Genomic DNA, 23,042 nt, shown 5'->3' with positions numbered 1-23,042 from the left:
CGCCAAATTCGTAGGAGCCGGCTTGCTGGCGAAAGCGGTGTGTCAGGCAAGCAGGATGCTGGCTGTGGCGGCGCCTTCGCGGGCAAGCGCGCTCGTACAGGGGATTTACGGCGTTCGCATGATTTGTGGTGGAAGCAAAATCGTAGGAGCCGGCTTGCTGGCGAAAGCGTAAAACCAGGCGATAGGATCATCGCTGACCAATCCCGTTCGCCAGTATGCCGGTCCTACAGAATTCCACGTTCGCAGCGAGGATTTACGGCCTGAACAGGTGAGCATGCCCAGCCTGGTACAGCGATGACTCGCTGAACACGTCATTGCCCAAAACCCGGCCCACGAGAATCAGCGCGGTGCGTCGGAAGCCTTTGACGCGGACCTTTTCCTCAATATCCGCCAGGGTCCCGGTAACCCAGTCCTGATCCGGCCAACTGGCCCGATGCACCACGGCAATCGGGCAGTCCGTGCCGTAGTGCGGCGTCAGTTCTGCCACGATCCTGCCCAGATTACTCACGCCCAAGTGAATGGCCATGGTTGCGCGATGGCGCGCCAGTTCGCCGAGGGATTCACCGTCGGGCATGTCGGTCTTGTCGGCGTACCGGGTCAGAATCACGGTCTGGGAAACGTCCGGCAGCGTCAGCTCGGTGCCCAGCAGGGCGGCGCACGCAGCGGTGGCGGTGACGCCGGGAATGATCTCGAAGGGGATCTGCAAGTCGCGCAGGCAGCGGATCTGTTCGCCGATGGCGCCATAGAGGCTGGGGTCGCCTGAATGGACACGCGCAACATCCTGACCTTGTGCATGAGCAGATTTCATCAAATCGATGATCTGCTCCAGATGCAGCGAGGCGCTGTTGGTCACCTGAACGGCCTGATGCCCCTCCAGCACCGCTTCGGGCACCAGCGAGCCTGCATAGATAATCACCGGGCAAGTACGGATCAGCCGCTGGCCTTTGACAGTGATCAGGTCCGGGTCGCCGGGGCCGGCGCCGATGAAATAAACGGTCATAGAGTGTCCTGAATGGAATTTAGTACGCGCAGCTTCATTGGATGCGTCGCCGCCCCGCAAAATGTACTCAGCCCTGAGTGATTCGGTCGTCTGCACTCATTCTGCTTCAGTGGGACCGGCTTCAGTCGGGAAGAGGCCATTGTGTGCACCCCCAAATTCGCAGTGTGACGCCTGACGCTTCCCGGCTAAAGCCAGTCCTCCGGGCTTTGGCCCGCCAATGCGAACGTCGCGTGTGCATTTTTGCGGCGAGGGATAACCAGGGTCGCTGGGAAGCCTGACAACCGCTCCGCCATTGCCAGCGCAGCGCTTTCCGCCACGCCGTAGCAACCGGTGCGTTCAAAGGCGATGTCCGAGCGATGAGTCAGCGAGGGCTTGTAAGCAGCAAGGTCGCTGGCGCTGAAAAACGCGACCGCTAACTGCAGTGCGTCAGCCAGGTCGCGAAGGCCAGGCTCATCGGCTTTGGTATCGATGGAGGCGAGGGCGGTGACATCGCGCAACTCAAGCCCATGCTCGCTCAAACATGCCTCCATCAACTGCCGCAGCGCCGATGCCGAGCAGCCGCGCTGACAGCCCAGCCCCACCACCCGCACCGGCCGAGCATCCGGCTGTCTGTCGCCCGCCGGACTCACAAGGCGGGATTCAGGCCGCTGTGAGTCGCGCCTGGCTCACTGCGACGAAACAGCCAGGCGCTGATCCAGCCCAGCGCGACCCAGAACGCAGCGTTGGTCAGCAGCGATGCAAGCTTGAACTGCGTTTGCAGGGCTTCCGGCGCGAGGGCCGAGTGCACCGCTGGCTGGGGAGCGCCTACAAGGTGCGGCACCACCAGAATCAATGCGCCCAGCGCTTTGAGCAGCCAATGCCGGGCGAACACCATCAGTGCCAGGCCGACCACAGTGGACGCTGCAGTGCTCGCCCACCAGATTTGCCGTTGCGTGAGGTCCGCGGCCACAGTGCCGGGCAGCTCTGGCGGCAGTCCGAGGGTGGGCGCTACCACAAACACCGCGTAGCCCGCCAAACCCCAGAGGGCGCCTTCATGAGCACTGGCCGGCGCGCGCAGGGTGTACAGCGCCGCCAGCATCAATGCAAAACCCACTGCCACCACCAGATTGCCGCCGGTGGTAGAAAGCACGCGCTGCCAGCCGTTTTCCGGTTCCCAGGCCTCGGCGTCATGAACATGGCCGGCAGAGGTGCCTTCAGCGTGCTCATGTGCCTGGACCGCCGCAGGCTTTTCCCAGGTTTCCGCCTGAAGAATCAGCGGTGCAACCCAGAAGCTTTGCAGCAGCGTCAGCAGCAGGGCCGCCAGCAGCCCGGTGAATCCGGCTGTTTGCGCGATTCGTTTGAACATGGCAGCAGGCCTCAATGGCAAGGAAAAGCAGAGCTGTGGCGGGTGTCGTGAGCAGCGTTATGCACGGCATCGATGTGGGAGAAACCGGCGAAATAGACCAGGAACGCGCCGAGCAGCATCGCGCCCGCGGCGGCGACGAGACGCTGGCTTTGCGTAGCCGTGGCGGTTGTTGCCGGGGCAGGGTCGGTTGTTGCAGTCGGGCGGGGTGTACTGATGGACATGGCGCTTCCCTCTGAAGTCATTCAGCGGACGGAAAGGCGCAAAGAAACCGCAGGCAATTGCCGACAGTGACGCAACAGCGCCCGCCCACCGCGGGTTTGTTATGTGTCGTTGTCGGGCCGGTCTCCGGGCTCGCGAGGGGCACACGCAGCAACCTTCACTGCGTCAATGCCTGCAAGCGCCACCTTCCCATGTCGTCACCGACACAGTGGATTTGACGCTTCGCTCGCTTACCGTTGCGGGGGCAGCACCGGACTTGCGCACCCGAAGGTCTGCGCGCACCGGTTTCCCGTTTCACCCTGTGAAGGGCACCCGTAACAAGGTGTGTAGGAGACCATGGGGGCCGCACCCCGTCAATCAGCCCGTCAACCGGTCGCTTGATCCGCCCGGTAACGGCGGCGTCGGCACGTCCGGTCGTCGTGCAGTCCACGGCACCGGCAATTGACGCACAGCGGCGATTGACCCGCCTGCGGTCACTGCGTAGCCTTGCGCACTTGAGGTTCGCGGCTGCCTGCTTGATGGGCGCCGGCGCTAAGAAGGGAATGCGGTCACATGCCGCAGCTGCCCCCGCAACTGTAAACGGACAGCGTCATTGCACAGCCACTGCGCGAGCGGGAAGGCGCGATGAATAGCCGTCGCCGATCACAGCATCAGCGAACGGCCGCCGTGAGCCAGGAGACCTGCCTCGAATCGGACTGCCTGTCAGCAGCCGGAGCATTTCACTACAACCGGGCGGGGTGATCCGGTGGCGAATCGAACTGCGCGCCTGCGTCTGCCGGCCCTGCGCTGTTTTCGTCCTCGTTGCCCTGCCGCACGCCTGAGGGCAACCGATGAAAACACTGGCCAAACTCCCCGTCACCATCGTCACCGGCTTTCTCGGCTCGGGCAAAACCACCTTGCTGCGGCACATGCTCGACAATGCCGAAGGCCGGCGTATCGCGGTCATCGTCAACGAATTCGGCGAGCTGGGCATCGACGGCGACATCCTCAAGCAGTGCACCATCGGTTGCACTGAAGAAGAAGCCCTCGGCCGGGTGTACGAACTGGCCAACGGCTGCCTGTGCTGCACCGTTCAGGAAGAATTCTTCCCGGTGATGCAGGAGTTGGTTGCCCGTCGCGGCGACCTCGACCACATCCTGATCGAAACCTCGGGGCTGGCGCTGCCCAAGCCGCTGGTCCAGGCCTTTCAATGGCCGGAAATCCGCAACGCCTGCACCGTCGACGCCGTGATCACCGTGGTCGACAGCCCGGCGGTGCTGGCCGGCACGTTCGCGGCGTTCCCGGATCAGGTCGATGCCCAGCGCAAGCTGGACCCGAACCTGGACCACGAATCGCCGCTGCACGAGCTGTTCGCGGATCAGTTGGCGAGTGCTGACCTGGTCGTTCTCAACAAGGCTGACATGCTCGATGCCGCTGCACTGGCTGCCGTGCGTGCCGAGGTGACCGAAGAGCTGCCGCCTGCGGTGAAAGTCGTCGAGGCCAGCAAGGGCCAGTTGCCGATCAGCGTGTTGCTGGGCCTGGGTGCCGAGTCCGAGCTGCACATTGATGGCCGCAAGACCCATCACGATCACCATGAAGGCGATGACGCTGACGATCACGACCATGATGCGTTTGACTCGATCTCGATCAACTTGCCCCAGGCGGATGAATCGCTGTTGCTCGACGCGCTGACTCAGGCGGTTGTGCAGCACGGCATCTTGCGCGTCAAGGGCTTTGCCGCCATCCCTGGCAAGCCGATGCGCTTGCTGGTTCAAGGCGTCGGCACACGCTTCGACAAGCACTTTGATCGCGCCTGGAAGACCGACGAAGTCCGCGAAACCAGGTTGGTGCTGATCGGCCAGGAACTCGACGCCGCTGTGCTTGAAGCGCAGTTGCGCGCGGCGCTCGGAACGCAGGGCTAACCATGCACCTGCTGCGTACACAGCCCGGCGGCTTCGTTCCCGATGACAGCATTGCCGATCTGGGGCAGACGCCCGCCGAGCTGGTAATCCTGTGCAGCGGTGATTCGCATCTGGCATTGCTCGCCGAAACCGCGCAGCAGTTGCCGGATGATTATCCGACGCTGCGTCTGGCCAATCCGATGCAGGTGCAGAATCACGCCTCGGTGGACCTGTACGTCGACGAAGTGCTGCGTCACGCCAAAGTCATCGTGCTTTCCCTGCACGGCGGCATGAGTTACTGGCGTTACGGCGTCGAGCGTCTCGTGGAGCTTGCGGCCAAAGGGGTCAAGCTGATTCTGGTGCCGGGTTGCGACAAGCCGGACCCTGAGCTGATCGGGCTGAGTACCGAATCTACCGAAGACTGCGAGCGGGTCTGGCACTACCTGCGCCAGGGCGGCAAACACAATGCGCAGGAGTTGCTCAACTTCATTGCCACGCGATGGCTGGGTGGCCTTGCTGCCTGGGCCGAGCCGCAAACCCTGCCGCGCAGCGTGATCTATCATCCGCAAAACCCCAACGCAGATCTGGCCCGCTGGCAGGCCGACTGGCGCGCCGGCCAGCCAGTTGCCGCCGTGCTGTTTTATCGCTCCCATCTGCAGGCGGCCAACACCGGCTTCATCGACGTGTTTTGCGAACGCTTGATGGCGCAAGGGATGAACCCTTTGCCAATGGCCGTTGCCAGTCTCAAGGAGCCTGATTGCCTGGCCGCCGTGCAGGGCTGGATGGATGAGGTCGAGTGCGAAGTCATCCTTAATACCACCGGGTTCGCCCAGTCCAGCCCTGACGCGCCCCATGTGCGTCCGTTTCGCCGCGACATTCCGGTGATTCAGGCCATCTGCGCCCAGGACAACGAACCGGCGTGGCGGGCCAGCGCTCAGGGTCTCGGCCCGCGCGACCTGGCCATGCACATCGCGTTGCCGGAACTGGACGGCCGCATCATCAGTCGCCCCATCAGTTTCAAGGATTTGGCGTGGCGCAGCGAGCGCAGCCAGTCCGATGTGGTGTGCCATCGCGCACAACCGGAGCGGATGGACTTCGTTGCCGAACTGGCCCGACGCTGGGTGCTTCTGGCGCGTACCGCCAACGTCGACAAGCGCGTGGCGCTGATCCTCGCCAATTACCCAACCCGTGACGGTCGCATCGGCAACGGCGTAGGGCTCGACACCCCGGCGGCGGCGCTGAACATTCTGAGCGCGATGCAGCGCGAGGGCTACCCGGTCCAGGACCTGCCCGACACCGGCACGGCACTGATTCACGCCTTGCTCGGTGGCGTCACCAACGACCCGGACAGCCTCGACCAGCGGCCGTGCCACCAAAGCCTGTCGATGGAGGAATACCTGGCAGCGTTTCAGGCGCTGCCTGCCGCCAATCGCGAGGCAGTCACCGCACGCTGGGGAGCGCCACACACCGACCCCATGTGCAGGGACGGACGGATGATGGTCGCCGGCCTGCGCCTGGGCATGACCTTCGTGGGCATCCAGCCGGCGCGAGGCTACAACGTTGACCACAGCGCCGTTTACCACGACCCCGATCTGGTGCCGCCCCACGGCTATCTGGCGTTCTATTTCTGGTTGCGCAATCGCTACGGCGCCCACGCAGTGATCCACGTTGGCAAGCACGGCAACCTCGAATGGCTGCCGGGCAAGGGCGTCGGTCTGTCCGAGCATTGCTGGCCGGATGCGATATTGGGGCCGATGCCCAACATCTACCCCTTCATCGTCAATGATCCGGGTGAGGGCGCCCAGGCCAAGCGGCGCACTCAGGCAGTGATCATCGATCACCTGATGCCACCTTTGACCCGCGCCGAAACCTATGGCCCTTTACGCAACCTTGAACTGCTGGCCGACGAATACTACGAAGCGCAGCTGCTGGATCCGCGGCGCGCCCGGGAACTGCAAAAGGACATTCTTGCGCTGGTCCGCGAAACCCACATCGACCGCGAGCTGGCGCTCGAAGGCGACACTGATGCAGCGGACCCGACCGTATGGTTGCCGCGTCTTGACACCTATCTGTGCGACCTCAAGGAATCGCAGATCCGTGATGGCCTGCATGTGTTCGGCGAATCGCCCACCGGTCGCTTGCGCACCGACACCCTGCTGGCAATGGTGCGTGTGCCCCGCGGCGACGGTCGAGGCGGTCAGGCCAGTCTGCTGCGCGTGCTGAGTCAGGCGCTGGATCTGGATTTTGATCCGCTGGACTGTGACTTGGGCGCGCCTTGGGCAGGTGCCAAACCTCAGGTATTACATGAAGTAAGCCTCGACCCGTGGCGCACCGCAGGTGACACCCGCGAGCGACTCGAGCTGCTGGCAGGTGAGATGATTGAGCACTTGCTGGCGGATTCAGATTTTAAATATTCCTTTGCAAACAATGCGTTGGCAGAGGTAATTGAGAATATGAGCGAGGTTGTGATTCCTCGGTTGGACGCCTGTGGCCCTTCCGAGATGGCGAACCTGCTCGCGGCGTTGAGTGGCCGCTTCGTGCCGGCCGGACCCAGCGGTGCGCCGAGTCGCGGACGGCTTGACGTACTGCCCACTGGGCGCAATTTCTTCTCGGTGGACGTGCGCAATCTGCCCACCATGACGGCTTGGAGAATCGGCTTTCAATCCGCAAATCTGTTGCTGGAGAGGCACTTACAGGATCATGGTGATTATTTACGTCAAATCGGGCTATCGGTTTGGGGCACTGCGACGATGCGCACCGGAGGTGACGATATCGCCCAGGCCATGGCGCTGATGGGCGTGCGGCCCGTGTGGGCGACCGGCAGTCAACGCGTGGATGATTTTGAAATCCTGCCGCTGAGCCTGCTGGACCGCCCGCGGGTTGACGTCACGCTGCGGGTTTCGGGATTCTTCCGGGATGCGTTCGCCAATTTGATCCGGCTGTTCGATGCGGCCGTCCAGGCCGTGGCGGCGCTGGATGAGCCCGATGACATGAACCCGCTGGCGGCTCGCGTCAGGCAGGAACGAGCGCAGATGCAGCGCGACGGTGTGGATGCCGAGCAAGCGGCGAAGCAGGCCGGCTGGCGGATCTTCGGCGCCAAGCCGGGCGCGTACGGTGCAGGTGTGCAGAACGCCATCGACGGGCGCCTGTGGCAGAGCCGTGAAGACCTCGCCGAGGTTTACCTGAACTGGGGCGGCTACGCCTATGGCGGGAGCGATGAAGGAACGCCTGCGCGGGACGGTTTTGCCAAACGCCTGAGCCAGGTTCAGGCCGTCCTGCAAAACCAGGACAACCGCGAACACGACTTGCTGGATTCCAACGACTATTACCAGTTTCAGGGCGGCATGCTCGCAGCGGCGGAAAGCCTCGCCGGCGCCAAGGTTGCCAGTTACCACGGCGACAACAGCCAGCCTGATTTGCCCAGGATACGCACCCTCAAGGAGGAGCTGAACCGGGTCGTGCGTTCACGGGCTGCCAATCCGAAATGGATCGAGGGGGTCAAGCGTCACGGCTACAAGGGCGCGTTTGAAATGGCCGCGACGGTGGATTTTCTGTTTGCCTTCGACGCCACCACCGAGCTGATCGACGACCATCAGTACGCTCTGCTGGCCGACGCTTACCTGCTGGACGCCTCAACCCGCGACTTCATTCAGCAACACAACCCCGATGCGCTGCGCGACATGACCGAACGCATGCTCGAAGCGCAACAGCGAGGCCTGTGGCAGGCGCCGGGCGAATACCGCGAGGCGCTGGAGAATCTGTTGCTGGACATCGAAGAGTCATGAATCAACGGTCAGCTGCCATCGCGAACTGCCCACTTGCGCTTGCCGGCGCACGCCACCACCCCACTCATTGATGCACAAGCAGGGCCCGATATGACCGACATTCCACATTTTCCTCTGGCTGCTGTCGTCGGTGCCGATGACCTGAAGCTTGCGCTATGCCTGACCGCCATCGATCCGAAAATAGGCGGTGTGTTGATCGAAGGGCCGCGCGGCATGGCCAAATCGACGCTGGCCCGCGGCGTGGCAGATTTGCTGGCAAGTGGTCAGTTCGTGACGTTGCCGTTGGGCGCTACTGAAGAACGGCTAGTCGGAACGCTGGACCTGGACGCCGCGCTGGGTGAGGGCCGCGCGGCGTTTTCGCCAGGCGTACTGGCCAAGGCGGACGGCGGCGTGCTGTATGTCGATGAGGTCAATCTGCTCCCGGACCATTTGGTCGACCTGCTGCTGGACGTGGCGGCCAGCGGCGTCAATCTGGTGGAGCGTGATGGCCTGTCTCACCGCCACCCGGCGCGCTTCGTTCTGATCGGCACCATGAACCCGGAAGAGGGCGAACTGCGGCCCCAACTGCTCGACCGCTTTGGGCTGAACGTGGCGCTGAGCGGACAGACGCTGCCGGAGCAGCGTGGGCAGATCATCCGTCGTCGTCTGGATTTCGACGCGGCCCCCGAAGCGTTTTGTCAGCAGTGGGCAACGCAGCAGCAAGCGCTCAAGGCCCGTTGTGAAAGCGCCCGGGGGCTGTTGGGGACCATTGCCCTGGATGACGCAAGTCTGGGGTTGATCACCGAGCGCTGTTTTGCAGCAGGAGTCGACGGCTTGCGCGCGGATCTGGTGTGGTTGCGAGCCGCTCGCGCGCATGCAGCCTGGCGCGGAAGTTCTGCTATCGCCGAGGCCGACATCGATGCCGTGGCCGACTTCGCCCTGCGTCACCGACGCCGCGCACCGCAACCGCCTCGGCAGTCATCGCAACCGGCTGAGCAACCCCCACAACCTCCACAACCCCCACAATCGCAACAGCCGACGCAACCATCCTTGCCCCGGCCAGCACTCGATCAGCCGCCATCCCGCACATCCGAGAGCCCGGCCGACGCGGGTCAAACGGACCATAAGCCGCCGCAGGACGGCGAGGGCAGTTGGGGCGAGTTGCCCGCACGCGGTGTGGTGACGGGCGCCCGTAAAGAAGTGCCGCACTGGCCAAAAAAGCCCTAGGCATTCGCTCCCGTCAGTGGTCGGGGGTGAATGCCAGCCCTAAGCCGGGCGCACTCGGCGGCGGCAGGAACGGCGCTGCCCGCACAGGCAGCCATGGAGCGATAGCCTGGCTGCCGACGTTATTGCGTGGCCGACCGCGCGTGCGTGCCGATCTGGTTCACCAACCCCGCAGCCGGCGACCGCAGCAATTGTGGCTGGTGATTGTGGACGCATCGGCATCGACTCGGCGGCATCAGGCGCTGAGTCTGGCCAAAGGCTTGCTGGCAGGTGTGTTCGATGACGCCTATCGGCAGCGCGCTTGGCTGGCCTTGCTGACCGCCAGCGGCAACGACGCGCGCTGGCAGCATCAGGGGCTCAGGGCCAGCGCGGCGTTGCAGCCATGGCTGGATGCGCTGGGGGCTGGAGGAGGTACGCCGTTGGCCGAGGCGATCAATCAGGCCGCCGAGTGGTCGGCCGTGCGTCACAAACGCTACCCCGCAGAGCAGCAACGGGTGTTGATCGTCACTGACGGGCGAGTCAAGCATGTCCCGCCCCTGGCTCCATTCTCAGGCCCCGTGCTGCTGGTCGACATCGAGCGCGGTCCCATCAGGCTGGGGCGCGCCCGGGAAATCGCCCGGCAGCTCGACGCAGATTACCGCCACCTCGACGACTGCTGAACGGCGTTTGGCCTGGAAACGTCTCAGGCCGGCATGGTCCACGGCTCAAGACGATAACCTTCGTCACTGATTTCCGCGCGGGCTTGCTCGAGCAGCTGTGCCAGCTGCTTGGGATCGCAGTACGCGCTGCTCGGAATTTGCTTGCGACCAATACGGGTGCTGGTGCGATCAACAACGGTCAGACTCAGTTCGCCGTTACCGTCTTGAGGGGCCCAGGCCACACAGCGGAAGGGTTCGAAGGCGTGGCCGGCAATCAGCAAAGCATCGTTAAAGCGCAAAGGGGCGTTCATGGAATGTCCTCAAAGTGCCCGGTCTCTGTGGTGCACCGGCGGTGGGCGTTTCGCTCGGTGGATACTTGTACTGATGATCGCTATCCACGGCTGAGTCACACCCGGTATTGAAAATTTCCGATTTATTTACACCGGTGGCCCTTCTTGTTTTGCATCGGGACCTCCGGCGACTTGCTGCTATCACCGGCGAAACCGCAGCAGCGCGGGTCGTCGTGGCTGAAAGCTGCTAAGCACGTTTCGATCTTAGCCTTAGAGGGAAACGGTCCAAGGGCGCGTCAATAAACTTGCTATGGTGTCAATCGGCCTTCACAAGGCACTGTTTCACAAATGTTTTCACGATTGATCTCTCTCGACTCGGCGCCTAGGAAACTCACATGCACGATCTGGCCTCCACACGCCACCTGCTGATTGTCGAACCGTGCGAAGAATGCCTGCAACTGATCCCCGGCCTGCACATTGCGGGTTGGGAAGTCGAGACCTGTACGCTTGAGCAGGCGGTGTCGCGGCCCTGTGATGTGGGGCTTATCCGCCTGCTGCCCGAACACTTCGAACACCCCGATGCAGTAAAGAACCTTATTTCCCGCAGCAACACTGAGTGGATTGCAGCGCTGACCAGTGAAGACCTGCGCCGCGAGCTCGTCGGTGACTTTGTGTGCGAGTGGTTCTTTGACTTCCATACGTTGCCCTTTGATGTCGCCCGGGTGCAGGTGACGCTCGGACGTGCCTATGGCATGGCACGTCTGCGGGCCAAAGGCACGGAGTATGGCGAAAGCGCAGGGCAGAAGCTGTTGGGAGAAAGCCGGCCGATGCGCGAGTTACGCCGGCTGCTGACCAAGCTGGCCCCGACCGAATCGCCAGTGCTGATTCGTGGCGAAGGCGGCACCGGGAAAAAGCTGATTGCGCGCACCCTGCATGCGCAATCCCAGCGGCGGGAGCAGCCGTTCGTGACGGTGAACTGTGCGACGACGCCCGAACATTTGTTGCAAGCGGAGCTGTTTGGCGAGGTCGGCAAGGGAGGTGACGGGCTGCGCCAGCGCATGCCTGGGCGCATAGAAGAAGCTGACGGCGGCACGCTGTTTCTTGACGAAGTCGGCGACCTGCCGCTGGAAGTACAGGCCAATCTGTTGCGCTTTCTGCAGCAGCGTCACGTTGAGGTGGACGGCGAACGGGTGCCCGTGGACGTGCGTGTGGTGGCGACGACCCATGTCGATCTGGAAGCGGCGATCCGCATGAAGCGCTTTCGCGAAGACCTTTATTACCGGCTCAACGTCTTGCAGGTAGGCACTGCGCCATTGCGAGAGCGGCATGGTGATCTGGCCTTGCTGGCCAATCATTTCGCTCAGTTCTACAGCCGCGAGACCGGCCGACGCGCGCGTAATTTCAGTCAGGACGCCCTGGTTGCCATGGGCAAGCATGACTGGCCCGGCAATGTGCGAGAGCTGGAAAACCGGGTGCGTCGCGGGCTCGTGTTGGCCGAAGGTCGGCAGATCGAAGCATTTGACCTGGGGTTGCTTGGCGAGGATGCGTTCAGTTCAAGCATGGCCACCCTGGAAGAATACAAGTCCCGGGCCGAACGGCAGGCGCTGTGCGACGTGCTGACCCGCCACAGCGATAATCTCAGCGTTGCTGCCAAGGTGCTGGGCATCTCGCGCCCGACGTTCTACCGTTTGTTGCACAAGCACCAGATCAGATGATGACGCCGGTGGCGGACGGGAGCACCTGCGCGTCCAGACAGATGTGCTTAACGGTTCAATAGCTGCGCTACATGCTGGAGGGCCTGCGCGCTGCGGTGTCGCCAATTCCCGCCAATCACCTCAAAAGGCTGCTCGTGGGCGATCAGCCATTGCCGGCTGGCTTCGAAGAATGCCTGGCGTTCGCTCAGCTCCGGCTGGCAGCGCTGCCCGTCGTCGGTCCACTCCACGTCTTCCGGTGACAGCAACAGGTGCAAATCGTATTGGCGTTCGGCGATGGCTGGCTCCAGCCAGGTCGGACAAGCGCTGAACAGCGCTCGGCTCCACAGGATGTTGCTCAGCAGGTGGGTGTCGAGGATCAGCAGCGAAGGGTTAAGTGCTCGCGCGACGTCTTCCCGGGCCAGCTGTTCCCGGGCGATGAGGTCGATGTCGGCGTACGTGGTGTCCCGCTGAACCTCGTCAATGAACTGACGCACATATTCGCCCACCAGCAGGCCGCCAAAGCACTGTTGAATCTCTTGCGCCAGCCAGCTTTTGCCGCTGGACTCGGGACCTGTCAGGACCATTACTTTCATGGGTATCAACGCACCAGCGCAGGGTCGGCGCGCCAGTCACGCCAGCCCTGCACCGCCAGCAATGTGAACAGGGCGTACAGGGCGGCGGTGAGGTACAGCGCTTTGTAGAGGAACAGGCCGACGAAGATGACGTCGAGCAGGATCCACAACGGCCAGCATTGCACGCGCTTTTGCGCCATCCACACCTGCGCCACCAGGCTGTAGCCGGTCAGTGCAGCGTCGAGCCAGGGCTGCGCGGCGTCAGTGAAGTGCGCCATGGCCGCGCCCAGCACTGCGCTGACCACCGCCCCGGCGAGCAAGCTGAGCAACAGGCTGCCGCCACCCAGCGACGTGACTGCGCGGCCGCTGTCCGCTGCGCCGCGTCGAGTCCATTGCCACCATCCATACAGCTGCAGGGCGGCGTAGATCACCTGCAAGAGCATGTCGGAGTAGAGCTTTACGTCAAAAAAGATCCAGGTGTACAGCAACACCATGACCAGGCCGATGGGCCAGCACCATGGGTTCTGTTTGACTGTCAGCCACACGGCGATGACACCGAGTGCGGCGGCGAACAGCTCAAGCCCTGACATGGCGACTCCTGAAGAAAGGATGAAAAAACCGGTCGGCGATTGTATGCGCTTTGGCATTGGAAGTGGGGCGCGATGGCCCGTCGGATGCTTCTGTAAACACAGCAGAAAAACAGGCGCGCTCCATAGAGGAAATGTAACGACGACGGGGTAAACGTCAAAGCCTTCGCGCCAGTATTCATGCTAGCGCGCTCGTCAGAAAGGTCTGCTAGGATCGCCGCGCTGATGCCCGAGCCAGACAGCTGGAGCGTTCATGCTTTTTTTACGCTCGACCGTTTATCGTTCGCGCCACAGTGGGTCATACATATCAAGAGAGCCTTGCCATGAGCAGGTTCCAGCCGGGGGAATGATGGATCTTTGGACCGCCATACAGGCGTTGATACTTGGGGTTGTAGAAGGGCTGACGGAGTTTTTGCCGATTTCCAGCACAGGCCATCAGATCATCGTCGCCGACCTGATCGGCTTCGGCGGCCAACGTGCGATGGCCTTCAATATCATCATTCAGCTGGGGGCGATCCTGGCGGTGATGTGGGAGTTCCGCCGCAAGATCCTGGACGTCGTCACCGGACTGCCGACCCGGCCCGAGGCGCGGCGCTTCACCGCCAACCTTATCGTGGGCGTTTTGCCGGCCATGGTTCTGGGCGTGCTGTTTTCCGATCTGATTCACGAATACCTGTTCAACCCGATCACCGTCGCCGTCGCGCTGGTGGTAGGCGGCTTTATCATGCTCTGGGCCGAGAACCGTCAGCATGTCATTCATGCCGAAACGGTCGATGAGATGACCTGGGTGGATGCCTTGAAAGTCGGTTTCGCCCAGTGCCTGGCGATGATCCCCGGGACGTCGCGCTCGGGCTCCACCATCATCGGCGGCCTGCTGTTCGGCCTGTCGCGCAAAACCGCGACGGAGTTTTCGTTCTTTCTGGCGATGCCGACCATGGTCGCGGCGTCGGTGTATTCGGGCTACAAATACCGCGACCTGTTCCAGCCCGGTGACCTGGCGGTGTTTGCGGTCGGCTTCATCGCCTCGTTCATCTTTGCCATGATCGCCGTTCGCGCGCTGCTCAAGTTCATTGCCACCCACAGCTACGCCGTTTTCGCCTGGTACCGTATCGCCTTTGGTTTGCTGATTCTGGCGACCTGGCAGTTCGGCTGGGTCGATTGGTCCAGCGTGCAGGGCTGAGGGTGAGATGACACTACGCTCAGATCCTCAACACGCGGGTCGCACGGCTGCCGGCAGGCCCGCCGCCGTGCGCTTCCTGAAACTAAAGCTGCTGGCGCTGCTGCTGTTGTGCGCCTTGCCCGTATACGGGGTGGCGACGTATTGGTCGGGCGGAGGGAGTTGGCTACCGGCTGCGGTTTATGCGCTGATGAGTGTGATCACGTCCGCCCTGTATGGCTATGACAAGCAGCAGGCGCAGCGCGGCGGCCAACGTACGCCGGAGAAGTTGTTACACGCGGGCGAATTGCTCGGCGGCTGGCCCGGCGCGTTGCTGGCACAGCAAGTGTTCCGCCACAAAACCCGCAAATTCTCCTACCAACTGGTGTTCTGGCTGATCGTTCTGCTGCATCAGCTGTTCTGGATGGACCGTCTGCTCTTTGGCGGTAACTTCTTGTCCCGGCATCTTTTTTGAGCAATGGGCTGCGCGCAGGCTTTCACAGCTTCAGTGCCGCCTGACGCCATTTAGGCAGCTTGGCCGCCACCTGTTGGTGAGAGCGGGCCAGTAAATCGGTCAGCTCTGCGTCGCCCATGGCCAGCGGGTAGGTCAGGGTGATCCAGTGAGCGCGTGCAAGATAGGGCGCCGGTCGCACGCCGGGACGGTCGACATACCCGAGGAAGAGCTCGGGCCCGACCTTGAACGACAGGTCATTGCCCGCCAGGCCCATCATCGCAAACATCTTGGTGTCGGCGATGGAAAACACCCGCACGCCGCCCCATTTGTAATCTTCCCGGGCGCCTGGCAGCGCAAGGCAATAGGTGGCGACTTGTTCGACGTTCATGGGGTCTCCCGAATTTAGAGGGTGGGTCCGGCGCAATGCCGCGCTGCTGGGCCGCAGAAGCCAATGTGCCCAAGCGCTGGCGGTTGCGTATCGCAGTGTATCCGATGGCGCTGCGGACAACTCTCTGGGCGTTTCACGCGTGCCTGCGACATATCCCCGACACTTCACGCCGTTTCAATGGACGCCATCGGACGGGCCTGACGGGCCTGTCAGCCCCCCATTGTCGCCGCGAGAAGTCTCATGCAAATCACCGCACAACACTGTTCAAACCCTGCCGAGCAGCGCCGCACATCCCGCCCGCGCTGGCGGCTTTCACGGCTGGCCGCTGCTTTGCTGCCACTCGCAGCCTTCAGCATCGCGGCTGCCGAGGCTGCCCAAGCGGTCAAGGGTGCGCAAATAGCGGGTCAGGCGGCGACAGCAGCGTCAATGTCGACCGCTAATATGGCCGATGGACTGGGCACGCTGCAGCATGTGCGTGCCGGTGTACTGGACGTTTCTTATGCCGAAGTCGGCCCGGCGGACGGTCCGGTGGTGATCCTGCTGCACGGCTGGCCTTACGACATCCACAGTTACAGCGCGGTGGCCCCGCTGCTTGCGGCTCAGGGTTATCGGGTGCTGATCCCGTCCGCGCGCGGCTACGGTGACACCCGCTTCCTGTCAGATCAGACGGCGCGCACTGGTCAGCCCGCGGCACTGGCCACCGATGTCATCGACTTCATGGATGCCCTCGGCGTGAAAACGGCGGTCCTCGGCGGGTACGACTGGGGCGCGCGCTCGGCGGACATCGTCGCCGCGCTGTGGCCGGAGCGGGTCAAGGCTCTGGTCTCGGTGAGCGGCTATCTCATTGGTAATCAGGCGGCGGGCAAAAATCCGCTGCCGCCCAAAAGCGAGCTGCAGTGGTGGTATCAGTTTTATTTTGCGACTGAGCGCGGCGCGGCGGGCTACGACAAAAATCGCCATGATTTCGCCAGGTTGATCTGGCAGACCGCTTCGCCGCAGTGGGCGTTCGACGATGCGACGTTCGAGCGCAGCGCGGTCGCGCTGGATAACCCGGACCATGTCGCGATCACGGTTTCCAATTACCGATGGCGCCTGGGCATCGTGCCGGGTGAACCTCGCTACGCTGCAGCCGAACAGCGTCTGGCGCAGACGCCGGACATCACGGTGCCAGCCATTGCGCTGGAAGGCGACGCCAATGGGGCGCCGCATCCGTCGCCGCAAGACTATGCCAGGCACTTTACCGGCAAGTACGCGTTCCGCCTGGTCAGCGGAGGCATTGGCCATAACCTGCCGCAGGAAGATCCGCAGGCGTTCGCCCAGGCGATAATCGATGCCGATCATCTGTAGCTTGCCCGCCAAAGGCTTTGCCTGACGCGCCTTCAGCGTGCATAGCGGGTGAAGATCAGGTCGGTGGCGGCGGGCAATTTGTTGTGGCAGGCGAAACAGCTGTTGACGAGTTTTTCGCCGGGGTTGGGTTTGCCGTTTTCAAATTGTCCGTAACCCCAGCCGCCAGTAGTGGCGAAACGGCGGGAGTCTTTGACCTCGATCTGCACATTGGTCGGCTCGCCTGCGACAAACGACTGTTCCCGACCAAAGACTGCGTTGTTCTGTGCGGACGCCTCGTAGGTGTAGGCGAGGCGAGCAATGATGGCGCCGTCCGGGAACGGCAGTGTGCCGTCTCTGTAAGCTTGCATGGCGATGTCATTGGCCAGAATCACGCGGATGTCCGGCTTGTCACCCGCCTCATGGGCGATGCTCACAAAGGGCCAGTCGCGGTAGCCGGCTGGCAGCGTTACGCCGAACACCGGGGAGCCGGCTGACGGCGCAGTTTCAGCGGGTTGCGGATCCACGGCCCACGACGGACCGCAGATAAAACCAGGGACGCTGACGATTATCACGGCGTGGCGAATGTGACCAGGCATCTCGAAGTCTCCTGAGGCGAACTATGTTGACCGCAGCGACCCAATGTCGCCACGCCCGGCGGTGAAATCATTCACTCTGTAGCCACGTGCAGCGCCGGGTGTCCGCGCAAGGCGTCAACGATGAAATCGACGAAACTTCGCACGCGCATAGAAGCACTGCGTCGCTCGCGGTAGATCACGTGAACGGGCAGGGCAGGCCCTTCGTAACGCTGCAATACCCGCTGCAGGCGTCCGTTTTCGAAATCGTCATGCAAGGGGTAATTCAGGCAACGGATCAGGCCGGCGCCATGAGCCGCGGCGTCGATGGCCGCCTGCACCGTCGCGCAGCTGAGCTGGCAGCGCGCCTTGATGCAGGTGGGCGAGCCTTGTTCCTGAAAGTCCCAATGCACGCAGCCCTTGAAGGCGTGAGTTGCGATCAGCCGATGGCGCTTCAGGTCGTCAGGCTCGGCTGGCACCCCGGATGCCGACAAATACGTCGGGCTGGCGCAGACCACTGACGTCACGAAGCCGACCGGCCGCGCGATCAGCGATGAATCAGGCAGAGTACCGATCCAGACCGCTACATCCAGACCTTCCTCGTTGATGTGGGGAAAACGGTCGTGGTAATGGGCGAACAGAGTGATCTGCGGGTACGCGTCCAGGTACTCGGCGAGCATCGGTGGCATCACGTGCCGGCTGAACAGCGAGGGCATCAGAACGGTCAGGCTACCCTGTGGCTTGACGTGCAACCCCTTGGCCGAGGCCTCGGCTTCGCTGACGGCTTTCAAAATGCGCGAGCAATCGGCCATGAACGCCGAGCCTGCCGGGGTCAGCACGACGCCCTGGGTGCTGCGCTGCAGTAACACCACGCCCAGACGCGCTTCCAGCCGGGCAATGGCGCGCGCCATTGTGGCGCCCGAAACATTGAGCCGGCGGGCCGCCGAAGCCAGGCTCGGACGCTCCGACAGCGCCTCGAACATGGCCATTTCATGGTACCGGTCCATCAGCGGGCCTGTTGCACGTCAGGCCGCAGCGCCGGGTCGTTACCCAGCCGCTCGGTAAGAAAATCCACAAACGTGCGCACTTTCGCCGGTATTCGATGACTTTTGGTGTAGACCACCTGAATCGGCAGCGCCGGGGGCTCGTAATCGCGCAGCACCCGTTCCAGCGTGCCGGCAGCGACCAGACTGGCGACTTGATAGGACAGCACGCGAGTGATCCCCCAGCCCAGCGCCGCGATATTGATAGCCGCCTGATTGGCGGTGACCACCAGGCGTGGCTGACAGCGAACGCTCAAGGCCTGGCCCTGATCCACAAACTGCCAGTCGCTCAACAGGTGGCTGGCGGACGACATCACGATGTTGGCCGAGCCAAGTTCGGCGGGAAGCGCAGGCCTGCCATGACGCTCGAAGTACGCCGGGGCGCCGCAGACCACCTGCCTGACTTCACCGACCTTGACCGCCTCCAGGCTGGTCTCTTGCAGATGACCGATGCGGATGGCGACGTCGATGCCCTCATCGGCCATGTTCACGACGCGATCCACCAGTAAAGCGTTGACCTGAACGGAGGGAAACTGATCCAGGTACGCAGCGAGCAAGGGTGCGATGAACAATTCGCCAAACAGCACGGAGGCAGTCACCGTCAACTGCCCGCACGGCACTGAATAGCTGCCGGCGGCCGCTTCTTCGGCTTCCGCGACTTCGCCCAGAATGCGCCGACAGTCTTCCAGATAACGCTGGCCGGCTTCGGTCAGGCGCAGGCTGCGTGTGGTGCGCGCCAATAGCTGGGTGCCGATTCGCGCTTCCATGGCAGCAATCACCCGCGTCACGCTGGGCGGGGAAATGTTCAATCGCCGTGCCGCTGCGGCGAAACCCTCCTGGTCAGCCACGGCCATGAATATCCACATTTCCTGGAAGCGATCCATACCTGATCCTGTCTGCAAGGGCGGCGGCGGGGCTTTCTACTCCTTGACTGACTGCACGCCAATCATGGCGTGATCTCAACGTTAGCCGAATCACCCAATCGCGCAATCCAGCATTGCGCTGGACGAAATAATCGTGACGCCAGGCGGTGTTCAACCTTGAGGGAAATGCTTCGGGCGGCCTGCGTTAAGCGGCGGGTGTCATCAGCCTCAGGGGTGCCCACGACCTCCACTGGACGCCAGGTCCGCCAGAATCGGGCAGTCCGGGCGGCGATCGCCCTGACAGTGGCTGACCAGATCCTGCAGGGTGTCTCGCAGCCCGGCCAGCTCGGCGATCTTCTGGTTGAGCTCCACGATGTGCTGGTGCGCGAGGGCTTTGACATCGGCGCTGGCACGTCCTCGGTCCTGCCACAGGGTCAGCAGTTTGCCGACCGCTTCCAGCGAAAACCCCAGGTCGCGCGAACGTTTGATGAAGGCCAGGGTGTGCAGCTCGTTGGGGCCGTAGACCCGGTAACCGCTGTCGGTGCGGGTGGCGGCCGGAAGCAGGCCGATGGACTCGTAATAGCGAATCATCTTGGCGCTCAGGCCACTGCGTTTGGCCGCTTGTCCGATGTTCATGGTGCGTCTCCAGTGTGCTCTGGTGTCCAGGTTTTCAGCAGCAGGACGTTGCTCACGACGCTGACGCTGGACAGGGCCATGGCAGCGCCTGCGAGCACCGGGTCGAGCACGCCGAATGCGGCCAGTGGAATCCCGATCAGGTTATACACAAAGGCCCAAAACAGATTTTGCCGGATCTTGGCGTAAGTCCTGCGGCTGATGTCGAGGGCGGCGGGGATGAGCCTTGGATCGCCGCGCATCAGGGTGATGCCGGCGGCGTGCATGGCCACGTCCGTTCCGCCGCCCATGGCGATGCCGACGTCGGCGGCGGCCAGGGCAGGGGCGTCGTTGATGCCGTCGCCCACCATCGCCACCACTGAGGTTTTTTTCAGCGTTTCGACCTTGGCGGCCTTGTCGGCGGGCAGCACTTCGGCGTGGACGTCAGCGATGCCCAGCGCTTCGGCGACGACCCTGGCGCTGCCGCGATTATCGCCGGTCAGCAGGTGGCTGCTGATGCGTCGCGTGTCCAACAGTGCAACGGCCTCGGCGGCGCCGGCCTTCAGCGTGTCGCCAAAGGCAAACAAACCAAGCACCTGTCGCTGGGGGGCGGATTCAATCAGCCACGACAATGTGCGTCCTTCGGCCTCCCAAGCCACGGCGTCGTCGGCCAGCGCGCCCGGTGTCAGGCCGCTTTCTTCCAGCAGACGATGGTTGCCGAGCGCCAGATCGCGGCCTTGCAGGGTACCGCCGACACCCCGTCCCGGCAGCGCACGGCTGTTGCTGACCTCGGCAAGGACCAAACCTCGGGCAGCCGCCATGTCCAGCACCGCTTTGGCCAAAGGGTGTTCGCTGCCCCGCTGCAGCGCGCCCGCCAATTGCAACAGCGCGTTCTCATCAGTGCCAAACGCGGGATCGACCACCATGTGCGTAACGTTTGGAGTGCCCGAGGTCAGCGTGCCGGTCTTGTCGAACACCACTGCAGTCACCTCATGGGCGCGTTGCAGGGCTTCGGCGTCCTTGATCAGAATGCCATGACGAGCCGCGACGCCGGTGCCGGCCATGATTGCCGTGGGCGTCGCCAGGCCCAGCGCGCAAGGGCAGGCAATCACCAGCACGGTGACCGCATTGATCAGCGCGTTCTCCAGCGAAGCCCCGGCCAGTAGCCAGCCGGCGAGTGTCGCCATCGCTACCAATAGAACCACCGGCACAAACACCTGACTGACCCTGTCGACCAGGTGCTGGATCGGCGCCTTGGCGGACTGCGCAGCCTCCACCAGCCGGATGATGCGCGCCAGCACGGACTCCGCGCCCAAGGCCCAAGTATTGATGAGCAAGCGTCCTTCGCCGTTGATTGCACCGCCCGTGACCTTGTCGCCGGGCTGCTTGGGCACTGGCAGGCTCTCGCCGCTGATCAGCGCTTCGTCGGCATGGCTCTGCCCTTCGACGACCTCGCCGTCCACCGGAAACCGCTCGCCCGGCTTCACCACTACACGATCGCCGATGCTCAGCGAGCTGATGGCGACGTCCACTTCCTGACCGTCCACCAGCATGATTGCGCGCTCGGGCCGCAACGCTTCCAGCGCCCGAATCGCGCTGGCCGTCTGGCGTTTGGCACTGCTCTCCAGGTACTTACCCAGCAGGACGAGGGCGATGACCACTGCCGAGGCCTCGAAGTACAGATGCGGCATGGTCCCCGGCGCAGCTGTGAGCCATTGATAAACGCTCAAGCCGTAACCGGCACTGGTGCCCAGCGCGACCAGCAGGTCCATGTTACCGGCACCCGCGCGCACAGCCTTCCACGCCGCCGCATAGAAACGCGCCCCAAGCACAAACTGCACCGGTGTCGCCAGCACGAACTGCAGCCACGCCGGCAACATGCCGTGCACGCCGAACGGCTGCAGGATCATCGGCGCCACCAGGGGCAAAGCCAGCACCGCAGCGACGATCAAATGCCAGCGCTCGGTATCGTGCCGCTTGCGTTGGTCGGCCTGCTGAACCTTGCTGTCCTGCTCAAGGCTTGCCGTGTAACCCGCCTTGTCGACGGCCTCGATCAGCACCGCGGGGTCAATGCGGCTGCTGACCTGCACATGAGCACGTTCGTTGGCCAGATTGACCGTGGCGACTTCAACGCCGGGGACTTTGCGCAACGCGCGCTCGACCCGGCCGGCGCAGCTGGCGCAGGTCATGCCGGCAATGGGCAGATCGAATGTTTCTGGACTGGGCATCGTGGACACTCCGGCGAGTCGATTGGCAGTAAGGATCAACCTTGCCACGCTGGCAAGGTCAAGGGGCGTTTTGCAGATGGGCGTCCCCATGCCGCGTCGGCCCGGTGCCCACGACAGACGATGCCCGAGCTGACACACTGAATGCCTTTTTCAATCACGCGAGCGGCCGTCCGTGTACGACTTCAACGATTTGTACTACTTCGTGCAGGTGGTGGAACACAAGGGCTTCGCCGCTGCCGCACGCAAGATCGATGTGCCGAAGACCAAACTCAGCCGGCGCATCGCGCAGCTGGAAGACCGGCTGGGCGTGCGCCTGATTCAGCGCACCACGCGCAAGTTCACGGTGACGGAGGTGGGGCTGGACTATTACCGGCACTGTGTGGCGATGCTGGTCGAGGCCGATGCCGCCGAGAAGGTGGTCGAGCAGTCTAGGTCAGAGCCCCAGGGCATCGTGCGGATCAGTTGTCCGCCGGCGCTGGGGGCGATGGGCGTCAGTGATTCGATCGTCAAGTTCATGGTGTTGCACCCTAAAGTTCAGATTCAGGTAGAGAGCACCAACCGTCGTGTGGATGTGCTGGGCGAGGGCTATGACGTCGCGTTGCGGGTGCGGTTTCCGCCGCTGGAGGACGAGAATCTGGTGATGAAGGTGTTGGGCGAGAGTCATCAGAAGCTGGTGGCGCGGCCTGCGCTATTGGCGGGCGTGGTGCTGCGTGCGCCGCCTGATTTGGCGGGGCTGCCGAGCATGGATCTGGCGCCGGCGAACCGTGATCATCGCTGGTCGTTGATCGGGCCGGGCGGTGAGCGGGTGGAGGTGGGGCATCAGCCGCGGTTTGTGAGTTCGGATCTGGATGCGCTTCATCGTGCGGCGGTGGCCGGGGTGGGGGTGGTGCAGTTGCCGGAGATTATGATTCGTCGGTCGTTGGAGGAGGGGCATTTGGTGGAGGTGTTGCCGGGGTTTCGGCCGCCGAGCGGGTTGATTCATGCGGTGTTTGCGTCGAGGCGGGGGTTGTTGCCTTCGGTGCGGGGGTTGGTGGATTTGCTGGCGGAGGATTTTGGAGTGAATGCGAGGGCGGACCGGGAGGCATGTGAGTTGGCAGGCAAGGTTTAGGTTTTTCTGCTTTTTACGATCAAAATCAAGATCAAGATCAAGGGCGTCGGCCTAACGGCCTCGGTTTCGCCTTCGGCGA

The 23,042-nt window shown here is 63.0% G+C and carries 22 protein-coding genes and 2 riboswitches; of the genes, 9 read left to right on the top strand and 13 right to left on the bottom strand.

The features are described from left to right. Positions 1-253: 253 nt before the first annotated feature. The 4 genes from cobM to QRN48_RS19520 form a co-directional block, all read right to left on the bottom strand. Entirely contained in the window at positions 254-1,000 is a 747-nt protein-coding gene (gene cobM, locus QRN48_RS19535) for a precorrin-4 C(11)-methyltransferase (protein WP_191943418.1), read from the bottom strand. Positions 1,001-1,185: 185 nt separating this feature from the next. Next, positions 1,186-1,629, bottom strand: a complete 444-nt coding sequence (locus tag QRN48_RS19530) for a cobalamin biosynthesis protein (protein WP_191943417.1) — start codon at positions 1,627-1,629, stop codon at positions 1,186-1,188. Next, positions 1,626-2,345, bottom strand: coding sequence for a CbtA family protein (locus tag QRN48_RS19525; RefSeq protein ID WP_191943416.1), 720 nt, complete (start codon positions 2,343-2,345; stop codon positions 1,626-1,628). The genes QRN48_RS19530 and QRN48_RS19525 overlap by 4 nt, the downstream gene beginning before the upstream one ends. A gap of 11 nt (positions 2,346-2,356) precedes the next feature. Continuing rightward, complete coding sequence (locus QRN48_RS19520; RefSeq protein ID WP_285352549.1) at positions 2,357-2,566, bottom strand: CbtB domain-containing protein; 210 nt, start codon at positions 2,564-2,566, stop codon at positions 2,357-2,359. Positions 2,567-2,664: 98 nt separating this feature from the next. After that, positions 2,665-2,895, bottom strand: a riboswitch (cobalamin riboswitch). A gap of 156 nt (positions 2,896-3,051) precedes the next feature. Continuing rightward, positions 3,052-3,266, top strand: a riboswitch (cobalamin riboswitch). Between the two features lie 128 nt (positions 3,267-3,394). On the opposite strand from QRN48_RS19520, the gene cobW reads away from it, so the two are divergent. The 4 genes from cobW (at position 3,395) to QRN48_RS19500 (ending at position 10,091) form a co-directional block, all read left to right on the top strand. Continuing rightward, complete coding sequence (gene cobW, locus QRN48_RS19515) at positions 3,395-4,465, top strand: cobalamin biosynthesis protein CobW (RefSeq protein ID WP_037010527.1); 1,071 nt, start codon at positions 3,395-3,397, stop codon at positions 4,463-4,465. A gap of 2 nt (positions 4,466-4,467) precedes the next feature. Next, entirely contained in the window at positions 4,468-8,229 is a 3,762-nt protein-coding gene (gene cobN, locus QRN48_RS19510) for a cobaltochelatase subunit CobN (protein WP_285352546.1), read from the top strand. A gap of 90 nt (positions 8,230-8,319) precedes the next feature. Beyond that, positions 8,320-9,435, top strand: coding sequence for a magnesium chelatase ATPase subunit I (locus QRN48_RS19505; RefSeq protein WP_191943413.1), 1,116 nt, complete (start codon positions 8,320-8,322; stop codon positions 9,433-9,435). Positions 9,436-9,461: 26 nt separating this feature from the next. After that, a complete protein-coding gene (locus QRN48_RS19500) occupies positions 9,462-10,091 on the top strand; it encodes a vWA domain-containing protein (protein WP_285352544.1) in 630 nt (209 codons plus the stop codon). A 23-nt stretch (positions 10,092-10,114) separates the two neighbouring features. Here the strand turns inward: QRN48_RS19500 and QRN48_RS19495 are convergent, their stop codons facing one another. After that, on the bottom strand, positions 10,115-10,381 hold the full coding sequence (locus QRN48_RS19495) for a hypothetical protein (RefSeq protein ID WP_037010521.1): 267 nt from the start codon (positions 10,379-10,381) through the stop codon (positions 10,115-10,117). A gap of 374 nt (positions 10,382-10,755) precedes the next feature. On the opposite strand from QRN48_RS19495, the gene QRN48_RS19490 reads away from it, so the two are divergent. Next, a complete protein-coding gene (locus tag QRN48_RS19490) occupies positions 10,756-12,075 on the top strand; it encodes a sigma-54-dependent transcriptional regulator (RefSeq protein WP_191943411.1) in 1,320 nt (439 codons plus the stop codon). A 47-nt stretch (positions 12,076-12,122) separates the two neighbouring features. On the opposite strand, the gene QRN48_RS19485 is transcribed toward QRN48_RS19490, so the two are convergent. Beyond that, on the bottom strand, positions 12,123-12,647 hold the full coding sequence (locus QRN48_RS19485; RefSeq protein ID WP_191943410.1) for an AAA family ATPase: 525 nt from the start codon (positions 12,645-12,647) through the stop codon (positions 12,123-12,125). Between the two features lie 5 nt (positions 12,648-12,652). After that, the gene (gene pnuC, locus QRN48_RS19480; protein WP_037010517.1) at positions 12,653-13,216 is read right to left on the bottom strand and encodes a nicotinamide riboside transporter PnuC; all 564 of its coding nucleotides are present in this window, start codon (positions 13,214-13,216) and stop codon (positions 12,653-12,655) included. A 346-nt stretch (positions 13,217-13,562) separates the two neighbouring features. Here pnuC and QRN48_RS19475 point away from each other — a divergent pair, with 346 nt between their 5' ends. Together QRN48_RS19475 and QRN48_RS19470 are read left to right on the top strand one after the other, a co-directional pair. Continuing rightward, positions 13,563-14,393 (top strand): undecaprenyl-diphosphate phosphatase, encoded by an 831-nt coding sequence (locus QRN48_RS19475; protein WP_037012995.1) that lies wholly within the window; start codon positions 13,563-13,565, stop codon positions 14,391-14,393. Between the two features lie 7 nt (positions 14,394-14,400). Further along, positions 14,401-14,844 (top strand): DUF1294 domain-containing protein, encoded by a 444-nt coding sequence (locus QRN48_RS19470; protein WP_191943409.1) that lies wholly within the window; start codon positions 14,401-14,403, stop codon positions 14,842-14,844. Between the two features lie 22 nt (positions 14,845-14,866). Here the strand turns inward: QRN48_RS19470 and QRN48_RS19465 are convergent, their stop codons facing one another. Beyond that, on the bottom strand, positions 14,867-15,211 hold the full coding sequence (locus tag QRN48_RS19465) for an MmcQ/YjbR family DNA-binding protein (protein WP_285352539.1): 345 nt from the start codon (positions 15,209-15,211) through the stop codon (positions 14,867-14,869). 240 nt (positions 15,212-15,451) lie between these two features. On the opposite strand from QRN48_RS19465, the gene QRN48_RS19460 reads away from it, so the two are divergent. Beyond that, positions 15,452-16,558 carry an alpha/beta fold hydrolase gene (locus QRN48_RS19460; RefSeq protein WP_285352537.1) on the top strand — a complete coding sequence of 369 codons (1,107 nt, stop codon included), beginning with the start codon at positions 15,452-15,454 and terminating at the stop codon, positions 16,556-16,558. Between the two features lie 32 nt (positions 16,559-16,590). On the opposite strand, the gene QRN48_RS19455 is transcribed toward QRN48_RS19460, so the two are convergent. From QRN48_RS19455 to QRN48_RS19435, 5 genes are all read right to left on the bottom strand, one after another. After that, positions 16,591-17,133 (bottom strand): cytochrome P460 family protein, encoded by a 543-nt coding sequence (locus QRN48_RS19455; RefSeq protein WP_285352535.1) that lies wholly within the window; start codon positions 17,131-17,133, stop codon positions 16,591-16,593. A gap of 71 nt (positions 17,134-17,204) precedes the next feature. Then, positions 17,205-18,116 (bottom strand): LysR family transcriptional regulator, encoded by a 912-nt coding sequence (locus tag QRN48_RS19450; RefSeq protein WP_285352533.1) that lies wholly within the window; start codon positions 18,114-18,116, stop codon positions 17,205-17,207. Continuing rightward, on the bottom strand, positions 18,116-19,036 hold the full coding sequence (locus tag QRN48_RS19445; protein ID WP_285352531.1) for a LysR family transcriptional regulator: 921 nt from the start codon (positions 19,034-19,036) through the stop codon (positions 18,116-18,118). The genes QRN48_RS19450 and QRN48_RS19445 overlap by 1 nt, the downstream gene beginning before the upstream one ends. 207 nt (positions 19,037-19,243) lie before the next feature. Next, positions 19,244-19,651, bottom strand: coding sequence for a Cu(I)-responsive transcriptional regulator (gene cueR / locus QRN48_RS19440; RefSeq protein ID WP_037010507.1), 408 nt, complete (start codon positions 19,649-19,651; stop codon positions 19,244-19,246). After that, positions 19,648-21,855: a heavy metal translocating P-type ATPase gene (locus QRN48_RS19435; protein WP_285352528.1), complete on the bottom strand. Its 2,208-nt coding sequence runs from the start codon at positions 21,853-21,855 to the stop codon at positions 19,648-19,650. The genes cueR and QRN48_RS19435 overlap by 4 nt, the downstream gene beginning before the upstream one ends. 172 nt (positions 21,856-22,027) lie before the next feature. Between QRN48_RS19435 and QRN48_RS19430 the strand changes: the two genes are divergently transcribed. After that, complete coding sequence (locus QRN48_RS19430) at positions 22,028-22,963, top strand: LysR substrate-binding domain-containing protein (protein WP_285352526.1); 936 nt, start codon at positions 22,028-22,030, stop codon at positions 22,961-22,963. Positions 22,964-23,042: the final 79 nt, after the last annotated feature.

Source organism: Pseudomonas sp. ME-P-057, from assembly GCF_030208975.1.
GTDB classification, from domain to species: Bacteria; Pseudomonadota; Gammaproteobacteria; order Pseudomonadales; family Pseudomonadaceae; genus Aquipseudomonas; species Aquipseudomonas lutea.
This window is presented reverse-complemented; position numbering and strand designations above follow the sequence as displayed.